Raw genomic sequence first — 25,432 nt, forward strand, 5'->3', positions numbered from 1 at the left:
CGTGGTGCCGGTCAGCCCAGACCGTTGCGCTTCGCGACCTCGCCGAGCCAGCCGAGGCTCGGCTTGGGCGTGCGCACGAACGTCTCGCGGTCCACGGCGATCAGACCGAAGGTCGGAGCCCAGTGACCCCACTCGAAGTTGTCCAGCAGCGTCCAGTGCAGGTAGCCGCGCACGTCGATGCCCTCGTCGATCGTGTCTGCGAGGCCGCGCAGCGCGGCATCCGTGTAACGGATCCGCTGGGTGTCATCGCCGGTGGCGATGCCGTTCTCGGTCACGATGACCGTGACGCCCTCGGAGACCTCCCATGCGTGCCGCACGGCCATGGCGAGAGAGTCCGGGCGGAAAGCGGTGCCGACGAGCGTGTTGTCGGGGTGCGGCGGGTGCGGCACGAGACCGTCCGCATCGACCTCCTGCGACGAGTACGCCTGCACGCCCACGAAGTCGTCGCCCCGGGATCCCTCCCAGTAGACGTCTTCCTTGCCGTAGCGGATCTGCTTCAGCTTCTCCTCACCGCCGGGGGCGGCGGTGAGCGCGCCCGCCGCGATGGTCCAGCCGACCTTGGCGTCCGTACGGGCGCGCACGATCTCGCGTGCAGCATGGTGGATCTCGACGAACGCGCGGCCGATCTCGGGGTCGGCGTCCTGCAGGAAAGCACCGTGCTGCTTCTTCTCGAGCTTCGTCTCCTCGCCGCCCTCGCGCTCGGCGTCGCTCTCGACCGTGGGACTCGTCCACTGCCCGCCCTGCGTCTCCGCCATGCGGCGCATCGCCGTCATGATGGCCGCCTGCATGTTGGGCTCATTCATGGTCGCCACCCACTCGACGCCGTCGAGGATCGTCGTGGCTTCGGTCACGAAACTCAGGAAGCGGTCCTTGGCCTTCGGCGACGTCCACCCGCCGTCGTTCGCGAACCAGCGCGGCGTCGTGAAGTGCTGCAGGGTGACGAAGGGAACGACTCCACGCGAGAAGCAGTAGTCGATCACGCGTCGGTAGTGCGCGAGCTCGGCCCGCGAGAAGCGACCCTCGACGGGCTCGATGCGTGACCACTCGAGGCTGAACCGGTAGGTCGTGAGCCCCGCATCCGCGAGCAGGTCGATGTCCTCGCGATACCGGTGATAGCTGTCGACCGCGTCACCCGAGGGTTCCATGCCGGGCATGGTCAGCTCGCGCTCCCACCAGTCGCTGTTGACGTTGTTGCCTTCGATCTGGTGTCCGGCGGTGGCGGCACCCCAGAGGAAGCCGGTGGGGAAGTTCGTCATTGAGGGATCCTCTCGATCGGAGCAATCATGACAACCGATTGCCACACCACGGTAACATAAAATTAGAAAGCACTCACTATTTTGATCTGAGGAGGACTGATGGCGCAGTACGCCAAGACCGCGGCCGTACGCCGCGGCATCCTCGACGCGTGTCTCACGATCTTCGGAGAATCCGGGTTCCACGGCGCATCGATGGCGGAGATCGCGCGTCGCGCCGGCATCAGCCACACGGGACTTCTGCATCATTTCCCGCGTAAGGAGGATCTGCTCATGGCGGTTCTCGAGCTGCAGGACGAGCGCAGCGCCGACTATCTCTCGCGGAATGCCGCGCTCGACACCGACGCCGACCCGCTCGATGTCCTCCGCGGAATGGCCACGACATTGATCGAACGGGATCAACGAGTCGGCCTGGTGGAGCTGAGCGCCGTGCTCACCGGTGAGGCCACAGCGCCGGCCCACCCGGCGCACGTCTACTTCGAGACTCGATACCGCAACATCCGCTCGTTCATGACCCGCCTCTTCACGCGACTCCGAGACGAGGGACGCCTGTCGACCGACCTGCCTCCGAGGCATCTGGCAGCGATCACCATCGCCGCCATGGACGGCCTGCACACGCAGTGGCTCTTCGATCGCTCGACGATCGACGTCGATGCGTGCGTCACCTCGCTCATGTCGACCTTCGTGCCGGAGCTGAGGCCCACGGCGCAGGGCTGATCACCCCGCGGCGACACCCGACTCGTACTCGAACCGGATGACGGCGACCTGCTCTCCGAGCGCCTCGATCCCGATGACCCGTCCGGTGAATCCCCCCGCGACCTCGGTGGACAGATACCGACCGTCAAGGGCCGCCAGTTCGACGAAGCCCTCTGCCGCGGCAACCCCGGCACGCAGCAGATCCGGCCCGCGGCGAGCGCCGCGCTCGGCCTCGAACTCCACAGCCCTGATCTCGAGCGCCGCGTCAGCCGACACCGTCGCACTCGCGACGACGTCGCTCAGCGGACCGATGACGATCCGCGCACGCACCTCTTCACCGATGCGCTCGACCAGCAGCTGGTGCGCGTCATCCATACGGACCGAGAGTGCCACGTCACCCGTGGCGTGCAGGCGAGCCGACCACAACTCGTCTTCGGCGCGCACCGCGAGCAGTCGTTCGGCGCTCACGGTGAGCGCGTCCCGACCCAGGTCGAGGCGCAGACCATCCGCGCTCGTGCGGGCGAAGGTCGATGGTGCGGTGCCCGGCGCGATCCACCGCGGATGCAGTACCTCGCCTCTGAACTCGTCGACGAACGATGACGTCGAGACCGGCACGTCGTAGCGCGCCTCGTCGACGACGGGCCAGTCGTCGACCCAGTCGACTCCCGCGAGGAACGTCTCGCGGCCGTTGGTGTGCCAGCGAGGGAATGTTCCCCGCGGCCGTGTCGCGAGGAACACGAGCGCCCAGGAGCCGTCGGCGAGCTCGACGAGATCGGAGTGCCCTGTCGACTGCACGGCCGCACTCGTGCTGCGGTGGGTCAGGATCGGATTCGTCGGCGCCGGCTCGAAGGGTCCGCGGATGCTTGGGGATCGCGCGATCGTCACCATGTGTCCGGGGCCCGTGCCACCTTCGGCGACGAGCAGGTACCACCACTCCCCCCGACGGATCAGATGCGGCCCTTCGGCGTGCGCCCCGCCGGTTCCCGCCCACAGCGGGCGCGGCTCCGAGAGGACGTCGCCCGACACCGGATCGATGACGGCCTGCGAGATGCCGCCGCGCATCACATCGCTCCAGGTCACGAAGCACGTGCCGTCGTCATCCCACGCGATGTCCGGATCGATGCCGATGAGCCCTGCGACGTAGACGGGATCGCTCCACGGCCCGGTGGGGGCGTTCGCGTGCATGAGAACGTGACCGCGGCCGACCTCGTGGATGTTCGTCGTGATCATCCAGAACCGGCCGTCATGATGCCTCAGCGTCGGAGCGTAGATCCCTCCGCTGGCGCCCGCGAGTCCTGGGCGCACATCGAGATGCTCCGGCCGATCGAGGATATTGCCGACCTGCGTCCATGAGATCAGGTCGCGCGAGTGGAACAGCGGGACGCCCGGCGAGTACTCGAAGCTCGAGTTCGCGAGGTAGTAATCGTCGCCGACGCGGCAGATCGAGGGGTCCGGGTGGTAGCCGGGGATGATCGGATTCTGAGTCATGACGCCTCCATGAGGCGGCGACGCTCGAGCCTCCGCTCGCGCTGCCTGGCGGGGTCGGCGACCGGAGCCGCCAGGAGCAGCTTCTGGGTGTACGGGTGGTCGGGGCTCGACGTCACATGCTCGGCTGATCCCGTCTCGACGAGGTCGCCGCGGTACAGCACGGCCACGCGATGGCTGATGTGTCTGACGACCGAGAGGTCGTGCGAGACGAAGAGATAGGCCACCCCCGTCGCCCGCTGGATCTCGACGAACAGATCGAGCACTCGGGCCTGCGTCGACAGGTCGAGCGCCGACACCGGCTCGTCGCACACGATGAGGCGAGGCTCGGGGGCGAGCGCACGCGCGATGGCGACACGCTGGCGCTGACCGCCCGAGAACTCCCGGGGCAGCCGCTCGATCGCATCCGAGGGCAATCCGACCTGGTCGAGCAGCGTTCTGACGCGCGAGCGCGCGTCCTTGGCGGTCGCCCCCTGGATGACGAGCGGTTCCGCGAGGATGTCGCCCACCGTCATCGAGGGATTCAGCGAGGTGTACGGATCCTGGAAGACGACCTGGATGTCTCGCGACAGCCGGCGTCGATCGCGCGCCGAGATCCGTGCGATGGATGTCCCGTCGAAGCGGATGTCGCCTCCGGATGGCGTCACCAGCCCCAGCACCGCGCGACCGATGGTGGTCTTGCCGGATCCGGACTCCCCCACCAGCCCCAGCGTCTCGCCGGGCGCCGCACTCAGCGAGACGCCGTGCAGCACCTCCACCGGCTTCTTCCGCCACCCCTTGCCGGGGAACGACACGCGAAGCTCATCGACCTCGAGAAGACTCATCGCTGCGTCCCTTCTTCAGTGATCGCGACGGGCGGGTCCGTGCGGACCGTGCTCTCGTCGAGGATCGCCCCGAGCAGCATCTTCGTGTACTCGTGGGTCGGGTGGGCGAACACCTCCGCGGCGGTGCCGGATTCGACGATCACGCCGTTCTGCATGACCGCGATGCGATCGCACAGGTCAGCCACGACGCCGAAGTTGTGGGTGACGAGGAGGATCGCCATGTCGAGCTCCGACTGCAGATCGCGCAGAAGATCGAGGATCTCCGCCTGGACCGTGACATCGAGCGCCGTGGTCGGCTCGTCGGCGATCAGGAGCTTCGGTCGGCTGGCGACCGCACCGGCGATGAGCACGCGCTGCGCCATGCCGCCCGAGATCTGATGCGGATACGAGTCGAAGGTCCGCTTCGGATCCGCGATGCCGACCCGCTCGAGGAGCGCGAGCACACGAGCGGTCGCCTCGGCGCGCGTCACGCCGAGCGCCGAGCGCACTCCCTCGACCAGTTGAGCGCCCACCTTGTAGGAGGGGTCGAGGTTCGACATGGGCTCCTGCGGAATATAGGCGATCTCCTTGCCGCGGAGGGGCCGCATCTGCGCGTCCGTGAGACCGACGAGCTCACGCCCGTCGAAACGGATGGACCCGCGGGTGATCACCGCCTCGTTGGGGAGCACGCCGAGGGAGGCGAAGGCGGTCTGCGACTTGCCCGAGCCCGATTCCCCGACGAGTCCGACGACCTGCCCTCTGGCGATCGAGAGGTCGACGCCGCGCACGACCTCGTTCAGTCCTCCGCTCGGACGCGGGTAGGCGATGGCGAGGTCGTTGATCTCGAGCAGCCCCGTCCGCGCGGCCGTCGCCTCTCCGGCGCTGTCGAGCACACGCTGACCGCGTCCGACCTTCGCCGGCTTCGGCATGGAGCCCTCGAGGATGTCGCGCAGAGCGTTGCCGAGCAGCACGAGCGACGCCGTGATCACGCCGAGCAGCAGGCTCGGCCAGAGGAACTGCGTCGGCGCGATGTAGAGGTTGCGGAAGCCCGACGAGATCATCGATCCGAAGCTGGGGATCTGCAGCGAGCCGACGCCGAGGAAGGCGAGCCCGGACTGCACGGCGATCGCGGACCCGGCAAGGAAGGCTGCGGCGATGATGATCGGACCGCGAACGACGAAGAGCACGTGGCGGCCGAGAATGCGGAGATTGCCGAGACCCGACACCCGCGCCGCGTCGACATAGAGCTCGTTCTTCACCCCGAGCACGAGGTTGCGGACGATGCGATAGATGCCCGGCGAGAGGAGCACACCGAAGATCAGCATTGTGAAGCGGTAGTCGCCACCCGTGACCGGCATCAGGATGATCAGCAGCAGGATGCCGGGGAACGTCATGATCAGGTTGAAGAGCCACTCGGTGGTGGCTCTCGTCACCGTGCCGAAGTACCCGCCGATGAGACCGGCGATCACTCCGACGACCAGCGCCACGCCGGCGCCGATCAGAGCAGAGATGGCCGCCGTGTTGATCGAGTGGAGCAGCCGAGACAGGATGTCGCGGCCCGCCTCGTCGGCGCCGAGCAGGTACCCGGGCGTACCGACGGAGGCGTTGATCATCGCGAGATCGGCGTCGTTCGGACCGTGCGGCGCGAGCCACGGCGTGAGCAGTCCGAGGAGGAAGATCACGGCGAGGATGCCGAGGGTCCCGACGGCCTGAGGATCCCGCAGGATTCGACGCCAGGTGGACGTCCGGGTCTTCGCCGCGTTCTCGAGCGTGACGAGCAGCTCGGTGCTGGGCGGCGTCACGGTTCCGGTGTTCGTCTGGAGTGGGCGTTCGTCGCTCAATGGACTCTCGCTTTCGGGTTCAACCAGCCGTTGGCCAGGTCGGTGAGGAGGTTGACGACGGTGACCAGCAGCACACCGAAGGCGGTGATGCCCATGATCACGGGGATGTCGCCCTGAAGAGAGGCGTTGAACGCGAAGCTGCCGTAGCCCGGCAGAGCGAAGACGTTCTCGATGATGAGCGCGCCGCCGAACATCTGGATGAACTCCAGCGACATCACCGTGAGCGCCGGGCTCGCAGCGTTGCGCAGCGCGTGCTTGATGACGATCGAGGTGGTCGATGAGCCGCGCGTCCGCAGGGTGCGGATGTAGTCGCGGCGGAGCTCGTCGATCATGCGCCCTCGCACCTGAGCCGCCATGTTGGCGACGCCGCCGATGGTCAGCACGATCACCGGGATCGTGATGCTGCGCACCCACGCCGCCGGGTCCTCGGCGAACGGTGTGAAGCCGGTGGCGGGAAGCCATTTGAGCTGCACTGCGAACACCACCACCAGCACGATCGCCAGCAGGAGGCCGGGGACGATGTACCCGATGAGAGAGATCCCCTGCGCGATGCGATCGACGATTCCCCCGCGCGAGGCAGACCAGACGCCGAGCACCACCGAGATGATGACGGTCAGGATCAGCGCGGGGACGATGATCGAGAGCGTGACGGCGAGGCGCTGGAGAACGGTCGGTCCGACTGGCAGCGACGTGTACACGGAGACGCCGAAGTCGCCCTGAACCGCGTGGATCAGCCAGTCGAAGTACTGGACGAGGACAGGTCGATCCCACCCCTTCTGCTCGATGAGCCCCGCAACGACATCCGGCGTCGCACCGGTGCCGAGAATCGACTGCGCGACGTCATCGAACGACGTGCTGAGCAGCAGGAAGGTGATCAGGGTCACCAGGATCGCGAGCACGATCCCGGCACCGAGACGGCGAAGGATATAACTGAGCATCAAAGAACTCCCGGTGCGGGTGGGGATGCGGCGGACCGCATCCCCACCCCTCACTCACTCGGTGACGTCGAACTGTCGGATCGTGGAGAGGGTGTTCGCCTCTCCGACGTAGCTGATGCCGTCGGCGGTAGCCCACACAGCGCCGACGTAGACCAGCGGCGCGACGAATGCCTGATCGACGACGTACTCGTTCAGTTCCTGATACAGCGGTACGCGGTCGTCGAAGGCGACCGTCGAGTCGATCTCCGAGAACAGCCGGTCCAAGGTGTCATCGGTGTAGCCGCGCGGGTTGCCGACTCCGTCCAGGGCGAAGGTCGTCGCCAGGTCCGCGCTGTCCGCATTGAACCCGAGGATCTGGAAGTACAGACCGTAGTCGCCGGAGCGAGCCGCCGACTGCGCCTGCTGCGGAGGAACCGTGACCCATTCCAGCGTCAGGCCGATGTCGGCGAACGCCTGGGTGAGAACGGGTTCCACAGTGGTCGACAGGAAGGTGCTGGGGATCTGGAAGCTCTCCCCCGCGTAGCCCGCCTCCTCGACGAGCTCACGCCCCTTCTCTGGGTCGTACTCGTACTCGTCGTTGAGCGATTCGTCGTAGATGGCGCCGAATGGGCTCACCAGCTGCGTCGTGGCGATTCCGACTCCGCTGTACAGCCCCTTGAGGACGGCGTCCCGATCGATGGCGAGGTTGATCGCCTGGCGTACCTTCTCATCTCCGAGAGCGGGCCACTTCTCCCCGCCTCTGTCCAGGATGTTCAGGAAGCTCGTCGCGACCGCATCGTTCTGTTTGATCGAGAACTTCTCCTTGTCGAGCTGCCCGACGACCTGCGTCTGCACTGTCGCCGCGTTGAGTTCGCCCGCCTGGAGCGCATTGAACGACGCCGTCTGATCCTGAAGGACCTTCACCGTCAGCGTCTTGAACGGGACGTTCTCCGCGTCCCAGTAGTCGTCTCGCTTCACCAGCACGTAGCTGCTCCCGGGAACGGTCTTTTCGGTGTCGAGTGTGAACGGCCCCGAGCCGACGGGATCTGTGGCGGTGCGCTCCTCGTCGATCGTGGCAGGGTCGCCGATCGCCCCCGGGCCGGAGGAGAGGTTGTCGAGGAACTGCGGGTCGAAGCCATCGAACGAGACCACGACCGTCCGGTCGTCCTCGGCGACGACATCCGTGACCGAAGCCAGACGACTCTGCACGTTGCCGGCGGTCTCCCGCGAGCGGAGCATGGTCGCCACGACGGCGTCCGCGTTCACCGGGTCTCCCGAACTGAAGCTCATTCCCTCACGAAGCACGAGCGTGAGCTGCGTGCCGTCCTCGTTGTACTCCCACGATTCCGCGGCACCCGGGATGATCTCCCCCGTGGCCGGATCCTTGCGGAGCAGAGTGTCGAGGATCGATGACCACACGAACATCTGCTGCCCATCGACGAGCTGCGCCGGGTCGAGCGAGTTCGGCGCCGAGACAGCCGCGATGGCGAGATCCTTCTCGACGACGGTGGCCGACGTGCCTGCGGGTTCGGGGTCGCTTCCGGCCGCGCAGCCGGACACCGCGAGTGCGGTGATGAGCATCGCGGCGGGCAGGACCACGCCACGACGGTGCTTACGGGTGTTCCACATTGTTCATACTCCTTTGGATGAAACGACTTGATGCGCAACCGCTTGTCATTAAGGGTCTAGCGGACGAGGACGGCGGCGTCTGATGTCAGTAAAGCAGGGATTCGAGTCAATGACAACCGATTGCCAACTCGTTATCGAAGTGTGAGATCATCGATCGATCGCCGACTCGCGAGCACCTCATCGACGAACGCCTCGTCGTCGCCGAGCACGGGGCTGAGCTCGGCGACCGCGCATTCGACGGATGAACGATCCCCTCGCTGTCCGCCGATCGCCAGCCACGCCGCGACGACAGCTGCGCACGCGTCGGCGGGGCGCCCCGCCCTGCGTTCGAGCTCTGCGACCGGCGCGACGCGCACACGCATCTTGGTGTCGGAATCGAGACCGATCTGCGCGAGGAGATGCCGGATGCGCGGGTTTCGGAAGCGGTCGAGCAGCGCCAACCGGTATTCCTGCAGTCCGAGCTCCGCCGGAAGATGCCGGCAGACTTCATCCCAGTACGCGTCGACGGCGCGCAAGCACACCATGTCGGCGATCGCCTCGGAGACCGTGTGATGACCACGAAGCCGACCGAGCGACGCGAGAAGCGTATGAGCGCCGTTCAGCAGCCAGAGCTTCCGCGCCTCCCACGGTTCAAGGTCGTCGGTGAGGCGGGCTCCCGCCACTTCCCACTGCGGCCGGCCCGCGGGGAACTCTCCGGCGATGACCCAGTCGGAGAAGCTCTCTGCGACCACCGGTGCACGATCCCCGTAGCGCCGCGAGAGCTCGGTCGTTTCCTCATCCGAGAGTCGAGGGGTGATCCGATCCACCGAACTCGACACGAACGACACGTGCGCATCGATCCAGTCGACAAGCCCCGGCACCTCCCTCGCGAGAGAGCTGACGGCGGCGCGCAGCACTCCCCCGTTGTCGGCCAGGTTGTCACAGGAGACGAGAGCGAGAGCTCCGGAACACGAACGCCTGCGCGCCTCCAGACCGAGCACGAGGCGACCGACGGCGGTGACAGGACGCACGCTGACGAGGTCGTCGTCGAGGAGTCCTGCCAGCAGGGCTCGATCGAGAGCCGTCCGATCATCGGCATAGGCGGCCTCGGTGATAGTCAGGCTGACGATGGCGGTCGCAGGAGCGGCGACGTCATTCACGAATGACGGGATGTCCGTGCCCGGATGCGCCCGGACGATGCTCCCGATTCGTTCGGCGTCGTCGCCTGCCGGCGAACGCACGATCAGTGTGTACAGACCGTCCTGGGCGGAGAGATCATCCGCGAGCCCGGCACTCCTTCCGGTGTACGCCGCGATCCCCCACTGCGCCGAGTCACCGGCATGGGCCGTGTACCAGGCCAGATGCGAGCGGTGGAAGGCGCCGAGCCCCATATGGATGATCCGCACCGGTGGTGCCGGCGACTCGCGCACTCCGAGCATCACACCGCTCACAGCTTGAACACCCTCTTCGGCTGGGGCCCGACGATGTCGTCGATGACGGCGCCGGCCGCGTCCTCGTCCACACGCCCCTCGACGACCAGCCGGGCGAGGAATGCGGCATCCGCACGGCGTGCGGTGTCGTGTCGGGCTGGTATGGAGAGGAAGGCGCGGGTGTCGTCGATGAACCCCGACCCGCGCGAGAACCCGGCCGTCTCGGTCACCGCCGAGCGGAACCGTGCCATGGCATCCGGGGCATCGAGGAACCACCAGGGAGCGCCGATGTAGACGCTCGGGTAGAACCCCGCCAGCGGGGCGATCTCGCGAGAGTAGACGGTCTCATCCACGGCGAAGAGCACCAGGTGCAGATCGCGCTCGAGGCCGAAGCGCTCGAGAAGCGGCCGCAGACCGCCGACGAAGTCTGTGCGCCGCGGGATGTCATGCCCGGAGTCGGGGCCGAAGCGGCGGAAGGTCTGCGTGCTGTGGTTGCGCACGACGCCGGCGTGCACCGTCATGACGAGTCCGTCGTCGACGCTCATCCGGGCCATCTGCAGCAGCATGTGCGCCCGGAACGAGTGACGCTCCCCGGCATCCGCATCACCGGAGACGACGCGGGCGAAGAGCCCCTCGCCTTCTTCGGGCGCGAGGTCGAGCGTGTCGGGGACCTCGACACCGTGATCTGCGGACACGGCCCCGTGCTCGATGAAGTACCGCCTCCGCTGCTCGAGGGCGGCGAGGTACCCGGCGAACGTGCCCGGGCTGCCCGTCTCGGCGACGAGCCGCTCGACGTTCTGCGCGAACCCTGCCGCATCAGGATCCAGGTACCGGTCGGGGCGGAACGTCGGCAGAACCCGGCCGACCGCGCCCTCCGCGGCGAGCGCCGCGTGCCCTGCGAGATCGTCCAGAGGATCGTCGGTCGTCGCCAGCACCTCGATGCCGAAGCGCTCGAACAGCGCACGCGGCCGCAGCTCGGGCGTGGCGAGCTGATCCGCGACGCGGTCGTACGCCTCATCCGCCGTCGCCGCCGAGAGCGGCACCGTCACGTCGAGCACATTCTGCAGAGACTCCGAGATCCAGTACCCCGACGCCGTGCCCGCGAACAGGGGCCAACGCTCAGCGAACCTCCGCCACACCTGGCGCGGGTCCGCGGCACTGCCGCCGACCCCGAGCTCGTCGAGGCCGACCCCGGACGCGTGGAGCAGCCGGGTGACGTAGTGGTCGTGTGTGATCAGTAGCGATGCCGGGTCGGAGAACGGGCGATCCTCGACCAGCCATTCCACCGGCACGTGACCGTGCGGCGAGATGATCGGGGCATCGGCGACGCGCTCGTAGAGGGCGCGCGCGACCGAGCGCGTCGTCGGATCGGCGGGGAGCAGTCGGTCGCGGTCGCGACGGACGAGTGATGCGTGTGACATGGAAGGTCCTTTTCAGCCGCGCCAGCGGGTACGAAGTGCGTGAGCGGCGGCCTTCGGCCGTCGATCACGTGTGAAGATCCCCTTCTTGTTCCCGTCGACGCGGAAGGCGCTGCCTGGCGTGTGGAAGTCGGCGAAGTTCCAGACCTGCTCTCCGACGACCGCCGGGATCCTGTCGAAGACCCGGTGGTACATCTCGAGGAAGGCGAGCTGATACTCCTCGGTCCAGGGCTGGTCGTATACCGAGTGAGTCCCGACGATCGTGTCGGCCCCGTACTCGGTCATGACGAGAGGCTTGCCGTAGGTGCTCTCCCACCCGCGGAGTTCAGCCTCGAGGTGCCGTTCGGCGCTGCGCAGGTCGCCGCCGTCGGCATACCAGCCGTAGTAGCGGTTGAGGCAGATGACGTCGAACAGATCAGCGATGCGATCGGTCTCATGCGATGCCTGGATGAGGTTGGCGAACGTGACAGGGCGGTGAGGATCCAGTTCCCGTGTCAGCGCCACGAGCGGCTCGAAGTAGGGGCGGGCTCCCTCCTCGAACGACGCCGGCTCATTCGTGATGCACCACATCACGACGCTGGGATGGTTCTTGTCCCGGGCGACCAGCTCGCGGATCGCGCGAGCGTGAGCGGCTCTCGTCTCGTCTCCGAAGCCCTCCGGTCCGAACGTCGCCCTGGTCGCTCCCGTGCCCATCCCGGCGCCGATCGCGAGGTTGAGACCGACGGCCGCGGTCTCGTCGATCACGACGATTCCGTGCCGATCGGCGTACTCCAGGACGTCCTCCGCATAGGGGTAGTGGGAGGTTCGGAACGAGTTCGCCCCCGCCCAGCGCATCAGGTGGAAGTCGTGCACCATGTACGCGGGGTCGTGACCTTTGCCTCGAACCGGGGAGTCCTCGTGCTTGCCGAATCCGCGGAAGTAGAAGGGCTCGCCGTTGATGAGGAACTCGGCTCCTCTCACTTCGACGGTGCGGATGCCGACCGGCAACGTGTACACGTCACGGACGCCCGTCTCGGTCGTCGCTTCGACGACGAGGTCGTACAGGTGGCCCGCCCCCGGACGCCACAGGATCGCGTCCGGGATCCGGATCTCCCCGGTGCGCCCGTGCCCCTCGGCGACCTGGCGTCCGGCGCCGTCGAGCACTCTGATCGAGAGGTCGGCGGCGACGGACGGGTCCGACAGGACGATGTCGTAGCGGACGATGCCGTCGGCGCCGTCGAGGTCGGGGACCGCCGTGATGTCCTCGATCCGCACGGGCGGAACAGCCGCGAGCCACACAGAGCGCGGCAGACCGCCGTAGTTGTAGAAGTCGTGCAGGTACCGCTGCTGTCTGCGGCCGTCGTCGGCCACGGTCACGAAGCCGGGTGGGAGCGTGGTCTTCGTCAGCTCGTTGTCGACGCCGATCGTCAGGCGGAACTCCTCGCCGGGGATCGCATGATCGGTCACATCGGCGTCGAACGGAGTGAACCCGCCGTCGTGGGTGGCGACGAGGGAATGTCCGGCATAGACGCGGGCTCGGTGCGATGCCGCTTCGACCCGCACGAGGATCCGGGAGCCGTCCCATCCGCGCGGCACGCGGACCGTGCGCTGATACCAGACCCAGCCCACGTGGTCGCGGATCTCCTGGTCGGCGAACAGGTCGTCGTAGCTCGACGGGACCGGCGCCTCGAGTTCGGTGCGGAGGCGATCCGACCACGGCTCGGGCACCGCGTCGTCATCCGCCGCGAATCTCCACAGGCCGTCGAGGGAGACCAGTTCCCGCGTCGGGGACCACTGGGGTCGAAGCATCGTCGCTCAATCCTCTCCGGGGCGCCCCGCCCCGACATCGTCAGACCAGACAACCATGATCGACCCGTTTTGGCAAGCGGTTGCCAAAACGCGTCTCGATCGGACGGATGACTTCTGCCGTACGATCGGGGAACCGGATGCCGTCGCGACGAGGGGAAGACAGCACGATGTCGACAGACGAGCCGAACGCCTCGCAGGATGCGGCCGCGATCGACGGTCGCATCGGCCGACGCCCCACGATCTACGACATCGCCCAGCGGGTCGGACTCAATCCGTCGACCGTGTCGCGCGCCCTGAACAAGCCCGGTCGCACGAACGTCGCCACCGAGGAGAAGATCCGCGCGGCTGCTGCAGAACTCGGCTATCGGGTGAACCCCATGGCTCGGGCGCTTCCCACAGGGCTCTCGGGGACATATGCGATCGTCCTCCCCGACATCACCAACCCCGTGCACTTCGAGCTGATCCGTGGCGCGGAGCAGGTCGCGCGGAGGAGCGGCTTCACTCTGATCGTCTCTGAGACCGAGGGTGCTGCCGAGATCGAGCTCGAGACGATCGAGACGCTGCAGCCCTCCGTGGACGGCCTCCTCGTCGTCGCCTCTCGCCTCGACGACGACTCGCTGGCAGCGCTGGCTGCGAGCAAGCCGATCGTCGGAGCCAATCACTCCACACCGTCGTTGCCGAGCGTCACCCCAGACCTCGAGTCCGGCCTCACCGACGCACTCGACCATCTGCGCGACCTCGGACACCGTTCCGTCGCGTACCTCGGTCTCGGCGGCGCCCGGATCAACCGGGCACGATGGGAGCTCACTCTCGATCTCGCGGCCGCACGAGGCCTGGGGGTGGTGGAGATCACCGTGGACGAGCCGACGGTCGCGGGCGGCGCTGAGTCCCTCCGACGCGTCCGGGCCAGCGGCGTCACCGCCGTCCTCGCCTACAACGACCTCGTCGCGCACGGACTCCTTCGGGCCGCGCGCAGCGGCGGTCTGCAGCTGCCCGAGGCCTTCAGCGTGATCGGCTTCGACGACATCTTCAGCGCCGAGCTGGCCGTTCCCGCGCTCACGACTCTGCGCTCTCCGCTCCGCGAGATCGGCACCCGCGCGATGGAGACACTCATCGACCCTGAGCGGAGCAGGACACCGACGAAGGTCGTCCTGCCGCTCGAGCTCGTCGTGCGGGAGTCCACGGCGGCACCGACGAGGTGACGCCTTGAGAGGACGCGACCCGCAGCCGAGCGATTGCCGGTACGGGTCGCGTCCGGGCATCATCCCCCGTTCGACTGCCTGATGCCCTCGCCGTACGCCTCGAAGGTGTGCACGAACCCGCCCGCGGGCCCACTGACCACCAGATAGCCGTCAGTGGTCCCCGGCGCGATGGCGATGTTCGTCGCGGATTCGAGCCCCTCCCCGGGCACGCGGATCACCCCGATCTGCTCGCCGGTCTTGGCGAACACCACGATCTCCGCCTTCTCGTGGAACGCCTGGTAGATGTTCCCTTCGGCATCCACCGCGGTCGAGTCGATGCGTCCGATCCCGCCGTCGACATGGATCGCCGGGTACGCCGAGACGACACGCGTGCGCTCCTCGTCGAGGGCGAAGTAGTCGATGCGGTTCGCGTTGTACTGGGCGACCCAGAGCCCGGCGTCCTCCTCGTCGAACACGATGCCGTTCGGCGAGGGCAGATCGTCGGCCAGCACGCTCGCCGACCCGTCGACGCCGATCCTGACCACCCTGCCCGGCGTCTCCCACCCGGGCCCGTCCATGCCGCGGGTGTCGGTCACGAACATCGTCCCGTCGGGGGCGAAGGCGATGTCGTCGGGCAGCATCGCGACGCCCTCGACCGCACCCGTGAAGTGGGCCTGCGGGTCTTCGCCATCGGGCGTGATGCTCAGCACGTCGCCTCCGAGGAAGTCGGTCAGATACAGACGCCCGTCGCTCGGATGGAACTGCGCCGAGGTGAATGCGCTCGTCTCATCCGTGAAGACCTGCTCCGCCGAGGCCTCCTCGACATCGATTCGCAGCACCTTGGCTTCGCCCGCGGGTGCCATCACGTCGACCACGAACAGAGAGCCGTCGTCGTGGAAGGTCGGCCCTTCGAGCAGTGTCCCCCCGGTGAGCTCATGCGGCTCGGTGACCTGCAGGAGTTCCGTCGAGGTCTGCTCGAGTGCCGGCCCCGCGGCCTCGCCCACCGACCCGCCATCGTCCGCCGCGGGCGCGCATCCGGCGAGCACGACCGTTGCGCCGACCACCGTCGCGACCGTCACGATCGGCACCCTCATGCGGGCACCCCGACCGCGGCCGTCACGCGGATGTGATCATCGGCATCCGAGACGACGAGAACGTCGGCCATGTCCCCGCTCCGCCACTCACGCAAAAGACGGTGGAAGACCACCGGCCCCGGCGAGAATGTAAGGCCGCCGATCGATCGGGATCCCTCGCCGTTGTAGTACCCGGGAGTGCACTGAGCTTGGAAGTCCGAGACGTCTCTCGCAGTCTCGGCCACGGTGCGGCACCACGCATCCTCCGCCTCCGCCGTGGGCTCGATACGGCGAGCCCCGACCTGCTCGGCGCGTGCGATGACCGCGGCGATGTGCGTCGCCTGCTCCTGGAGGATGTGCACGAAGTTCACCGAGTTCGCGTTCTGCATGGGGCCGAGCTGGAAGAGGTTGGGGAACCCGTGCGTGCTGAACCCGTGCAGCGTGCGCGGCCCGTACCCCCAAGCCTCGAGCAGCGAACGCCCGCCTCGACCGACGACGGGGAGCGTTCCCGAGACCACACCCGAGACGCCCACGTCGAATCCGGTGGCGAAGATGAGGCAGTCCACCTCGTACTCCGCGTCGCCGACCACGATCGACGTCTCGGTGAGCGCCGTGACACCGTGGGTGTCCGCCGTGTCGACGAGTACAACGTTCGACCGATTGAACGCCTGCAGGTAGAGATCGCTGAACCCGGGCCTCTTGCACATGTACCGGTACCAGGGCTTCAGCACCTCCGCGGTGGCCGGATCCTCGACGATCTCGTCGACACGCGCTCGGATCCTGTTCATCGTCTCGGCGTCGTCCAGTTCCTCCCGACGCAACCGCTCCTCCTCGGAGACGGCCTCGTCTACGGCACCGGAGAGGATGCTGCGCTGCAGCGCGTGCGTCGCCGTCCACCCGTCCTGCACGAGCGATTCCTCGGCCTCCCCCGCCAGCACGGCGAGGAAGTTGTCCATCCGCTCGCGCTGCCATCCGGGTGCGAGGGATGCCGCCCACTCCGGATCGGTCGGGCGGTTGTCCCTCACGTCGACCGTCGACGGCGTGCGCTGGAAGACGAGCAGCTGCTTCGCGTGCTCGGCGAGGTGCGGGATCACCTGCAGCCCGGTCGCTCCCGTGCCGACAACCGCGACCCGCTTGTCTGCCAGACCGGAGAGATCGCCGTCCGGCGATCCTCCGGTGTATCCGTAGTCCCAACGGCTCGTGTGGAACGTGTGGCCGGCGAAGCGCTCGATGCCCGGGATGCCCGGAAGCTTCGGCTGCGTCAGGGTTCCCGACGAGGTGATGACGTAGCGGGCACGGAAGACGTCGCCCCGATCCGTCTCGACCTGCCACTCCGACGCGCCCTCGTCCCACGTGAGACCCGTCGCGCGGGTGTGCCCGACGAAGTCGCGTCGCAGGTCGTAGTGCTCGGCGATGCGCACGGCATGCCGGCGGATCTCCTCCCCCGTCGAGTAGCGCTCGGTGGGCACGTATCCCGTCTCTTCCAGGAGGGGCATGTAGACGTACGACTCGATGTCGCAGCGGATGCCGGGATAACGGTTCCAATACCAGGTGCCACCCACGTCTCCCGCCTCGTCCATCAGGCGGATCGACGAGAGTCCCGTGTCGCGCAGACCTGCCCCCGCGAGCAGCCCGCCGAATCCGGCGCCGATGATCAGCGCGTCCACGCGATCGTGCAGCGGCTCCCGCTCGACACGCGTCGTGTAGGGATCCTTCGCGTAGTAGCCGTACTCGCCCAGCGCCGAGCGGTACTGCGTCGCGCCGTCCGGGCGGATCCTCCGATCGCGCTCATACGCATACTTCTCTCGGATCTCCTGCAGGGAGCGCTCCCGCTCCTGCCCACTCCGGGTCTGCTGCACCTGATACGCCATCGTTCCACCCTCCTGTCTTCGGGGGTGCGGGCACAGGAGGCCGACGTCGGGGATGGCGCACGAGCCTGGGCCCGACACGACCCCGGATCGGTTCCTTCGACAAAAGGTTAGCTTGAAGCTAAGTAAATCTCACTGGGAAGACGCTATGAAGGCACTACGGTACAGACGTGGGAGACGAACTGAGACGAACCGCCGCGCTCGAGAACATCGATGCGCTCACCCTCGCGATCTCGGTGCGTTCGCTCCCCCGCATGGTGGGATCCCTGCTCAGCACCCAGCTGACGATCCAGCAGCTCAAGGTGCTGACGGCGATCGTCGTGTCCGAGCAGAGCAGCGCGAGCGAGCTGGCCTCCACCTTCGAGGTGTCCCTCGCGACGATGTCGAAGCTGATCGAACGTCTCGTCGAGCAGGGACTCGTCGAGAGGATGACGGATGCCGACGATCACCGAGTCCGCCGACTGCATCCCACCCTGCTCGGTCGCGACGTGATCGGGAAGATCATGGCGGCACGCCCGGAGATGGGTGCCGACATCCTCGACGGCCTCTCCCTCGACGAACTCGAATCGCTGGCCGTCGGCCTGCGAGCCATCAGCCGCGAGCTGCATGCCGCGAGTTCCGACGGCCGCTGAGGCGGCGGGTGCGCAGCCCTGGATCTGCGCACCCGTCGCCATACACAGCCGTCGCACTCAGCGGACGGCGAGACGCCCGAGACCGGTGAACGCTCCGGGGGGCGCGGTGCGCGTCGAGCCGTCGGGGAAGACAACCGTCGCGCTCGCCCCGGCCGGGATCTCCGCGTCGATCCGGAGTTCGTCACCCTCGATCCGCCACTCGACGCGGATCCGCCCTCGCGGAGTGTCGAGATGCCCGGTCGCCCAGGTGAGTCCGCCGCCCGGGATGGGGGCGATCGTGAACGACTGCCAAGCGATCGAATCCGGGTCCTGACGAAGACCGAGGGTGTGGGTGTGCAGGAAGCGGATGACCGCGCCCTTGCTGTAGTGGTTCAGCGATTCGTGGGCAGCGCCGTCGTCGTCTATGCCTTCCCAGTCCTCCCAGATCGTGGTCGCACCCTTGTCGATCATGTGCAGCCACGACGGTGCGCTCCGCTGGAACAGCAGCTCGTAGGCGACGCCGGCATGGCCGGTGTCGGCGAGCACGGGCAGCAGGTCGCCGGTGGCGAGGAATCCGGTGCCGAGATGKGTGCCGGCAGCGCGGATGAGGTCGACGAGCCGCTCCGCCGCCGCAGCGCGCTGCGACTCCGGGATGAGGCCGAAGGTCAGCGCCCGCACGTAGGCGGCCTGCGTGTCCTGCACTGTGCGTCCGTCGCCGGCGAGGAACTCGGTGCGCCAGGCGTCGAGGATGCGGTCGGCCAGCACGGCGTACCGCTCGGCGCCCTCGTCCCGCCCGAGCACCGTCGCCGCGTCCGCGAGGATCCGCGTCGAACGGTAGAGGTAGGCCGTGCCGACCTCTCCCTTGTCGGCCATGAACCAGGSCATGGGGTTGGACTTGATCGGGTCGAGGCGCGAGCCGTCCTCCGCCTTGGGGACGGGCTCGGTCCACTCCCCCCAATGGAAGGTGCCGTCCCACACATATTCCTCGTGCGACTGCGGCTCCCCCGACCGCTCCACGCGGGAATGATGCCTGGTCGTGCGCGCAGCCCCGAGGGCCCACTCGACCCAGCGGACCATCGCGCCCCAGTTCTCCTCCAGGACCAGGGAGTCGCCGTACGCGGTGTACATCTCCCACGGCACGAAGGTGATCGCGTCGCCCCACCCGGAGGATCCGGTCATCATCGCGAACTGATCGTCGAGCTTCTGCTTGATGCGCCGCCCATCGGGCGAGAAGTTCGCGATCCGCCCGTCATCGAGCTGATCATCGCGCACCGACTGCAGCCACTTGCGAGTGAAGCCGAGCACGTCGTACAGCCGCGCCGCCGTGGGAGCGAAGACCTGGTAGTCGCCCGTCCACGCCAGGCGCTCGCGCGTCGGGCAGTCGGTCGGCACGTCCACCGCGTTGCCGCGGAAGCTCCAGTCGGCGATCTCGTGCAGGCGGTTGAGCGAGGGATCACTCGACTCGAACGATGCGGTGCGGCGGAGGTCCGTCTGCACGATGCGCATCTGCGCCGTGGACGCCTCGAAGGGCGAGCCTTCGCGCGTGATCCGCGCGTACTGGAACCCGTGCACCGTGTGGCGCGGCTCGAAGACCTCGCCTCCTCCGGCGGATACCACCTCGTCGTGTTGGACGAACACCACGGACGGTTCGCCCGGCTTGGTCGAGTCGAGGTGCGAGGTGTCGAGATCGCCGTCCGGGCCGACGTGCTCGCCATAGTCGATCACCGTGCGTGTGCCGGCGGGGCCGAGGTCCGTCAGCCGGATCCATCCCGAGGCGTTCTGACCGAAGTCGAGCACCCAGGTGTCTTCTGCGATTCGGTTCGCATTCACCGCGTCGCGCGTCTCGACCACGCGCACCGGCGGGGCGGGCGACCAGGAGATGGGCGGCCCCTCGACCGCGCCGACGATCACGGGCACCGCGGATCCGCTCTCCGCGCGGAAGTCGGTCGTCTGCCCGTCCATCAGGTCGGCCCGGACGATCGTCGACTGAGCGCTGGTCCATTCGCCGTCGGTGCGGATCACACGCCGCGATCCGTCGGCGAGTTCGAGGTGCAGTTCCGCCCGAGCCGCGAGCGTCGTACCCCATCCCGCCGGCAGGCGGAACGCACCGACCTGACCTCGATACCAGCCGTCGGAGAGCTCGATCTCGAGTGCGTTGCGACCGCCCTGGAGCAGGGAGGTCACATCGGCCGCCTGCGCGTAGACCGTGCGGTCGTACGACGTGGAACCCGGAGCGAGCTCGGCGGTGCCGACCCGCTGTCCGTTGACCCTGGCCTCGTAGACCCCGAGCGCCGTCGAGTAGAGACGAGCCGCGACGACGTCGTCCGCCTCGAACGCGCGGGACAGTGTGTGGGCGCCGCGAGCTCCGTAGCCAGGGTCATCGTGCTCGACCGGGCTGATCCACTCCGCCGACCAGTCGGCGTCGAGCAGACCGCACTCGAAGGTCGACCAGTCGGACCACTCCGACGGGGCGTCCCCGGCTTGCACCCGCGCCCGCCACCGCACGCGCTGCCCACTTGTCAGCGGAACCCAGGGCCACTCGACGAAGAGAGGAGAGCCGGCATCGAGCGGCACGCGCGCCCGTCTCTCGCCGTCGACGATCGCCTCGAGCTCGAAACCGTTCGATGTCTCCGCCTCGACGGGCACGGTGAACGACAGTCGCGGTGTGGCTTCCGACACGGTGAAGTCGTCTCCGCCGCTGTCGATCCGCAGGTCGAAGGGAGTCGACGCGAGCGATGCGAGGCTCGAGGGGGTGGTCATCTCAGCGAACTCCCTTGACCTTGAACATGATGATGAGACCGCCGACCAGCGCGAACACCGCGCCGATGAGGTACAGCAGCGTGTAGTTCTTCTCCGCGCCGACGGCACCGATCGTGATGATGAGCGGCGCGATCAGCGGGGCGATCGCACTGGGGATCTTCTGCGCGAAGGCGACGACGGCCATGTATCGACCGGACTCGGCGCGGTCGGGGATGATCGCGTAGACGATGGCCTGATCCACTGTGGCGAACACGGCGATCGCGAGCTGCATGAGCACGGCGCCGATGATCAGCTGCGGCAGCGACCAGGCGAACGCCTCGGCGAGCGCGCCTCCGATGAAGATGAATGCGGCCGCGAGCACGAACAGACGGCGGCGCTTGAGCTTGTCCGAGAGGAAGCCGCCGAGCAGTGCGCCGCCGGCAGCGGCGACGACCCCGAGCATCCCGACGGTGGCGACGACACCGGCCACCTCGCGCACCGGCAGGTCGAGACGCTGGGCGTAGAAGAACGTGCCGAACGTGGTGTTGAAGTACAGACCGATGAAGAACACCATCCGGCCGACCCAGTTCCAGGCGAAGTCCGGGTACTTGCGGGCGTTGAAGCCGTAGCCGGCGATGACCTTCTTGAGAGTCACCGTCGAGTCGACGACGAGATCCTTCGAGCTGCCTTCCCTCTTGAACGTCGGGAGCAGCACGAGCAGGACGACACCGATCACCGCGGGGACGAAGAACACGAGGAAGGTGCTGTACGACACGGCGTAGGCGATGCCGATACCGAGCACCGGCGCCACCTGCGTCATGAGCCCTGTGAGCGCCGACACCTTGCCGCGCTGTTCTTCGGGGAGCTTGTCGGCCTGCAGCGTCTGGATGGCGGCGCCCGCGGTCGACCATCCGGTCATCGCGACCACCCAGCCTGCACCCACGAGGAGGAGGTTCGGGGCGAAGCCGATGATGACCGCTCCGACGAGGCCGAGGGCAGCGCCGAGGAACAGGAACGGCGTGCGTCGACCGAAGCGCGACCGGGTGCGGTCGCTCCAGATGCCGATCATGGGGCTCAGCACCAGGAAGATCAGCTGCGCGGTTCCGGTGACGTAACCGAGCACCTCCTCATGCCCGGGGGCGAGCTCGGTGATGCGCAGTGCCAGGCCGTACGCGAGCGGCACCATCATCGCGATGGATGCACCGAAGTTGGCCAGCATCAGCCAGAAGATGTAGCCGCCACTGACCTTGGCCGTCGGCTCGGAGCCGACGACGGTCGTCTCGAGCGGGGTGCCGTCCGGGGTGTTCCCGCCTACCGGCTGGGCCGCGGCGATCGAGTCGATCGTGTCGCTGCGGTCGTATTCACTCTTGGTCACCTGGACTCCTTCATCGTTCAGTGATCCGCGGCGCCCGTCGATGGGCGTCCTTCGCGAGATGTGGTCGAAATCCGTTTGGCAACCGATTGTCGATCCTGAGCGATAGTAACCACTTTGGTTACAGAAGGCAAAAGTGAGAAAGTGGACACATGACGTCACCGCCGACCGCAACGCCATCACCTCGCCGACGAGGCAAGAGCGCATCCACACCGGCGAGACGGGCCGAGATCGTCGAAGCGGCACTCGCCAGCTTCGCTGAACACGGTTATGAGCGGGCGTCTCTCCGTGACATCGCCAGCAGGGCCGGACTCACCCATGCCGCCCTGTTGCGGCACTTCTCCGGAAAAGAGGAACTCCTCCCCGCCGCGCTCGCGCAGCGCGAGGAGCACGAGGAAGACCTCGCCTCACGCATCATGACCGCGAACGTTCCAGGTGAGCAGATCCTGAGTGCGGTACTCGCCGACGAGTTCTCGAACTCGGAGTTCCAGCGCAACTGGCTCGCCCTCGCCGTCGCCGCGACGAACCCGGAGCACCCTGCACACGAGTTCTTCCTCGGCCGCCGCGAACGCATGCGGTCGCGCTTCACAGACGGCCCCCTGCCCACCAGCGACAGCGAGCTCCTCACGGCCGACGAGAAGGTGACGCTCGTGCTCGCGATGGTCGACGGACTGCGCATCCAGGCTCTGCTCGATCCTTCCCGCGACGCCCTCGGCCTGCTCACCACGTTCATGCGGCTGGTGGCCGCTCAGCCTCCAGCCGCCGCTTCCTCGCTATCGTGAGGTTCTGCCGACGCGCCGGACGACTCGATGGAGAGCTGCGGCGGTGTGAGCATCACCGCTTCGAGAGGGTCAACTCGCCCACCCCGTCCTGGGTGGCGGTCGGCTCCTCCGCCGACCGCCACCCCGGTCAGCGCGCTACGAGATCCACCTGCTGCGCGTCGAGACCCGCCGCGGTGGCGCGAACGGTGATCGATCCTGGACCGATCGGACGGATGATCGCCAACGCCCGTCCGTCATAGGTGGTGCGGGTCACGGCCCTGAACTCTTCGATCGAGTCCGGCTGCGCGTTCGCGAATGCCGCGAGGACCGCCGGCCCCTCGATCTCCACCGAGACGACGGCAGCGGCGTCGGTCGCCAGGGTTCCTCCGCGATCGGCGAGCTCGATGGCTATGTACGCGAGATCGGAACCGTCGGCGCGCAGGTCTGCACGATCGGCAGCGAGAGCGAGACGGACGTCGTCTTGGCGCGTGCGCAGACTGCTGACGCCGACATCCTGCCCATCTCGAATGGCGATCGCCGTGAGCTCCCCTGGGCGATACTCGGTCTCGAACCTTGCGATGAAGGCTTTGTGCACGCCTACCTGCGCACGGCCGACCGTGATTCCGTCGCGCTGGAGTACGATCTCCTCCGCATCGCTGTACACATCGACCACGACCGGGAATCCGGCGGGCACGTCCCAGCTCCAGCTGCTGACGACATCGTCCCAGGACCAACCGCCGATGAACACCTCACGGTCGTGGTTCTCAGGACGATGAACCGCGATGTACGGCTCGCTTCGCAGCCCCCAGACCGTCTCTCGCCAGAACGAGATGGGGCGCCTGTTCCCGAGGATGTCGATGGTTCCGGACTGGGCGAGAAGCCAAGGAAAGGGCGAGCTCGGCCCTTGCGGCGCATCGGGGTCATCCGCGTAGATCGCTCTCCCGAGACCCGCCTCGCCGATATAGTCCCAGGCCGTCCATGCGAAGTCCCCGATCACGGTCGGGTGCTGCTCGACGAGCGGCCAGATCCTGTCGAGAGCGCGGGGGTAGGTCTCAGACCCGACCACGATCCGGTTGGGGTGCCGCTCCGCGTCGATGACATAGCGAGCTTCGGCGTAGTTGACACCGCTGACATCGAGCTGGGACTGCGCCTCCTCGATTCGCTCGGAGACCAGCTCTGATGCACCGAGAGTGTTCCCCATGTCCTCCATCGAAGCCATGAATGCGTTGACGCTCGTCGAGGCGGTATCACCGTCGCCCGAGGCGGCATGTGCTGCAAGGACGTCGATTGCCGAGACCATGCCATTGATGGCGTTCGTGACGAGCCGGGTGCTGTCGAGAGAACGGACCTTCTCGGCGAGAGCGCGACCCCAGGTGGATCCGATCGGACTGCCGGTCTCGAAGATCTCGTTGCCGATCGAGTACATGATGACGCTCGGGTGGTTGAAGTCCTTCGCGACCATCGATTCGACATCCCGTTCCCACCACTCGGGGAAATCGAGCGAGTAGTCGAACGCTGTCTTGGTCTTCGTCCACACGTCGGAGGTCTCGTCCCAGACGAGGAGGCCGTGGCGATCGCAGGCGTCGAGGAACGCACGGCTGATGCTGTTGTGAGAGCTGCGGATCGCGTTGTAGCCAGCGGCCTTGAGCAGCTCGACGCGGCGTTCTTCTGCGCGCGGGTGTGCGGCGCTGCCGAGCGGCCCGTTGTCGTGATGAATGCACCCCCCGCGGAGCTTCACAGAGCGCCCGTTGATCCGCAGTCCGTGAATGGGGTCGACGGTCACGGAACGGATGCCGAACACCGACTCGTCCTCATCGAGAACTGCGCCCCTCTCATGAATCCGGGTGCGCGCGACATGAAGGCGAGGACCGTCGACGTCCCACAGCACCGGCTCCGCGAGGTAGTGGCGCAGGTGCACCAGCCCCGTCGTGCCGGGAAGCACGGTGAGGGGTGCCGTCTGCAGGCTGAGCAGATCACCGGAATCGCCGTGGATCTCCGTCTCCACCCGCACGGTGCGGGTGTGGCGGGTCTTGTTGACGACCTCGACGGTCGTGACCACGGATGCGAGGTCGGGGTCGATCACAGGAGTGGTGATCCGCACGCCGTCGAGCGGGATGTGCACAGGGGCGGTGGCGACGAGCCAGACGTCGCGATACAAGCCGGCCCCGGTGTACCAGCGGCTGTCTTCGTGAGTGCGGACCTCCACGCTGATCGTGTTCGACTCGCCGAAACGGAGAAAAGGATCGAGCGAGACGGCGAAACCTGCATACCCGTTCGGGCGCTGGGCGGCGAAGTCGCCGTTGACGTAGACGACGGCGTCGCGATATGCCCCTTCGATATCGAGGACCACGCTTTTGTCACGCCACTCTGCGGGCACGTCGAAGGTCTTGCTGTATTCCAGATGTGCACTGGGGTGATACCCGGTGTGGCTTCCGTTGGGGCTGCTCGCCGAACGCGGCATATCGCGGAGACCGTCGTGCGGCAGGGTCACCGCCGTCTTGGCAGCCCCACCGGTGAAGGCGTCGAAGATCGAGCCCTTGGGCCCGACGGTCCAGTCGTTGTTGAAGGGTGTGCGTATCATGCCGGTG

At 67.3% G+C, this 25,432-nt stretch carries 18 protein-coding genes; 4 read left to right on the top strand and 14 right to left on the bottom strand.

Annotated elements, in window-relative coordinates; genetic code table 11:
* Positions 1-11: 11 nt before the first annotated feature.
* Positions 12-1,256, bottom strand: coding sequence for a family 1 glycosylhydrolase (locus tag AC04ME_RS14955; protein ID WP_079113527.1), 1,245 nt, complete (start codon positions 1,254-1,256; stop codon positions 12-14).
* A 99-nt stretch (positions 1,257-1,355) separates the two neighbouring features.
* Here AC04ME_RS14955 and AC04ME_RS14960 point away from each other — a divergent pair, with 99 nt between their 5' ends.
* Positions 1,356-1,970, top strand: coding sequence for a TetR/AcrR family transcriptional regulator (locus AC04ME_RS14960; RefSeq protein WP_475435752.1), 615 nt, complete (start codon positions 1,356-1,358; stop codon positions 1,968-1,970).
* On the opposite strand, the gene AC04ME_RS14965 is transcribed toward AC04ME_RS14960, so the two are convergent.
* From AC04ME_RS14965 to uidA, 8 genes are all read right to left on the bottom strand, one after another.
* Positions 1,971-3,437, bottom strand: coding sequence for a glycoside hydrolase family 43 protein (locus AC04ME_RS14965; protein WP_475435754.1), 1,467 nt, complete (start codon positions 3,435-3,437; stop codon positions 1,971-1,973). It lies immediately after the preceding gene.
* Positions 3,434-4,258, bottom strand: a complete 825-nt coding sequence (locus tag AC04ME_RS14970) for an ATP-binding cassette domain-containing protein (RefSeq protein WP_475435756.1) — start codon at positions 4,256-4,258, stop codon at positions 3,434-3,436. The genes AC04ME_RS14965 and AC04ME_RS14970 overlap by 4 nt, the downstream gene beginning before the upstream one ends.
* Positions 4,255-6,078, bottom strand: coding sequence for a dipeptide/oligopeptide/nickel ABC transporter permease/ATP-binding protein (locus AC04ME_RS14975; protein WP_475435758.1), 1,824 nt, complete (start codon positions 6,076-6,078; stop codon positions 4,255-4,257). Before AC04ME_RS14975 ends, AC04ME_RS14970 begins: the two co-directional genes overlap by 4 nt.
* Entirely contained in the window at positions 6,075-7,016 is a 942-nt protein-coding gene (locus AC04ME_RS14980; RefSeq protein WP_079113531.1) for an ABC transporter permease, read from the bottom strand. The genes AC04ME_RS14975 and AC04ME_RS14980 overlap by 4 nt, the downstream gene beginning before the upstream one ends.
* 54 nt (positions 7,017-7,070) lie before the next feature.
* Complete coding sequence (locus AC04ME_RS14985; RefSeq protein ID WP_475435760.1) at positions 7,071-8,624, bottom strand: ABC transporter substrate-binding protein; 1,554 nt, start codon at positions 8,622-8,624, stop codon at positions 7,071-7,073.
* A 131-nt stretch (positions 8,625-8,755) separates the two neighbouring features.
* Positions 8,756-10,054 (bottom strand): mannitol dehydrogenase family protein, encoded by a 1,299-nt coding sequence (locus AC04ME_RS14990; RefSeq protein ID WP_228385577.1) that lies wholly within the window; start codon positions 10,052-10,054, stop codon positions 8,756-8,758.
* Positions 10,051-11,454: a glucuronate isomerase gene (uxaC, locus tag AC04ME_RS14995; protein WP_475435763.1), complete on the bottom strand. Its 1,404-nt coding sequence runs from the start codon at positions 11,452-11,454 to the stop codon at positions 10,051-10,053. The genes AC04ME_RS14990 and uxaC overlap by 4 nt, the downstream gene beginning before the upstream one ends.
* 12 nt (positions 11,455-11,466) lie before the next feature.
* Positions 11,467-13,239, bottom strand: a complete 1,773-nt coding sequence (gene uidA / locus AC04ME_RS15000) for a beta-glucuronidase (RefSeq protein ID WP_475435764.1) — start codon at positions 13,237-13,239, stop codon at positions 11,467-11,469.
* 167 nt (positions 13,240-13,406) lie between these two features.
* Between uidA and AC04ME_RS15005 the strand changes: the two genes are divergently transcribed.
* Positions 13,407-14,441, top strand: coding sequence for a LacI family DNA-binding transcriptional regulator (locus AC04ME_RS15005; RefSeq protein WP_194285961.1), 1,035 nt, complete (start codon positions 13,407-13,409; stop codon positions 14,439-14,441).
* Positions 14,442-14,500: 59 nt separating this feature from the next.
* Here the strand turns inward: AC04ME_RS15005 and AC04ME_RS15010 are convergent, their stop codons facing one another.
* A complete protein-coding gene (locus AC04ME_RS15010) occupies positions 14,501-15,499 on the bottom strand; it encodes an SMP-30/gluconolactonase/LRE family protein (protein ID WP_228385578.1) in 999 nt (332 codons plus the stop codon).
* 11 nt (positions 15,500-15,510) lie between these two features.
* Positions 15,511-17,364, bottom strand: a complete 1,854-nt coding sequence (locus tag AC04ME_RS15015; protein WP_475435767.1) for a flavin-containing monooxygenase — start codon at positions 17,362-17,364, stop codon at positions 15,511-15,513.
* Positions 17,365-17,531: 167 nt separating this feature from the next.
* Here AC04ME_RS15015 and AC04ME_RS15020 point away from each other — a divergent pair, with 167 nt between their 5' ends.
* Positions 17,532-17,993: a MarR family winged helix-turn-helix transcriptional regulator gene (locus tag AC04ME_RS15020; RefSeq protein WP_079113538.1), complete on the top strand. Its 462-nt coding sequence runs from the start codon at positions 17,532-17,534 to the stop codon at positions 17,991-17,993.
* 57 nt (positions 17,994-18,050) lie between these two features.
* Here AC04ME_RS15020 and AC04ME_RS15025 read toward each other — a convergent pair whose 3' ends face one another.
* Both AC04ME_RS15025 and AC04ME_RS15030 read right to left on the bottom strand, forming a co-directional pair.
* On the bottom strand, positions 18,051-20,732 hold the full coding sequence (locus tag AC04ME_RS15025) for a family 78 glycoside hydrolase catalytic domain (RefSeq protein ID WP_475435769.1): 2,682 nt from the start codon (positions 20,730-20,732) through the stop codon (positions 18,051-18,053).
* Between the two features lies 1 nt (position 20,733).
* The gene (locus tag AC04ME_RS15030) at positions 20,734-22,086 is read right to left on the bottom strand and encodes an MFS transporter (RefSeq protein WP_475435771.1); all 1,353 of its coding nucleotides are present in this window, start codon (positions 22,084-22,086) and stop codon (positions 20,734-20,736) included.
* A 149-nt stretch (positions 22,087-22,235) separates the two neighbouring features.
* Here AC04ME_RS15030 and AC04ME_RS15035 point away from each other — a divergent pair, with 149 nt between their 5' ends.
* Entirely contained in the window at positions 22,236-22,865 is a 630-nt protein-coding gene (locus AC04ME_RS15035; RefSeq protein WP_079114061.1) for a TetR/AcrR family transcriptional regulator, read from the top strand.
* A gap of 127 nt (positions 22,866-22,992) precedes the next feature.
* Here AC04ME_RS15035 and AC04ME_RS15040 read toward each other — a convergent pair whose 3' ends face one another.
* On the bottom strand, positions 22,993-25,425 hold the full coding sequence (locus AC04ME_RS15040; RefSeq protein ID WP_079113540.1) for a glycoside hydrolase family 2 protein: 2,433 nt from the start codon (positions 25,423-25,425) through the stop codon (positions 22,993-22,995).
* Positions 25,426-25,432 lie beyond the last annotated feature (7 nt).

The organism is Microbacterium sp. LjRoot205 (assembly GCF_056175745.1).

Coding starts and splice junctions, on each gene's coding strand:
- AC04ME_RS15040 (WP_079113540.1), bottom strand. CDS start 25,425: ATGATACGCACACCCTTCAACAACGACTGGACCGTCGGGCCCAAGGGC.
- AC04ME_RS14985 (WP_475435760.1), bottom strand. CDS start 8,624: ATGTGGAACACCCGTAAGCACCGTCGTGGCGTGGTCCTGCCCGCCGCG.
- AC04ME_RS14970 (WP_475435756.1), bottom strand. CDS start 4,258: ATGAGTCTTCTCGAGGTCGATGAGCTTCGCGTGTCGTTCCCCGGCAAG.
- uidA (WP_475435764.1), bottom strand. CDS start 13,239: ATGCTTCGACCCCAGTGGTCCCCGACGCGGGAACTGGTCTCCCTCGAC.
- AC04ME_RS15015 (WP_475435767.1), bottom strand. CDS start 17,364: ATGGCGTATCAGGTGCAGCAGACCCGGAGTGGGCAGGAGCGGGAGCGC.
- AC04ME_RS14965 (WP_475435754.1), bottom strand. CDS start 3,437: ATGACTCAGAATCCGATCATCCCCGGCTACCACCCGGACCCCTCGATC.
- AC04ME_RS14955 (WP_079113527.1), bottom strand. CDS start 1,256: ATGACGAACTTCCCCACCGGCTTCCTCTGGGGTGCCGCCACCGCCGGA.
- AC04ME_RS15035 (WP_079114061.1), top strand. CDS start 22,236: ATGACGTCACCGCCGACCGCAACGCCATCACCTCGCCGACGAGGCAAG.
- AC04ME_RS15005 (WP_194285961.1), top strand. CDS start 13,407: ATGTCGACAGACGAGCCGAACGCCTCGCAGGATGCGGCCGCGATCGAC.
- AC04ME_RS14980 (WP_079113531.1), bottom strand. CDS start 7,016: ATGCTCAGTTATATCCTTCGCCGTCTCGGTGCCGGGATCGTGCTCGCG.
- uxaC (WP_475435763.1), bottom strand. CDS start 11,454: ATGTCACACGCATCACTCGTCCGTCGCGACCGCGACCGACTGCTCCCC.
- AC04ME_RS14960 (WP_475435752.1), top strand. CDS start 1,356: ATGGCGCAGTACGCCAAGACCGCGGCCGTACGCCGCGGCATCCTCGAC.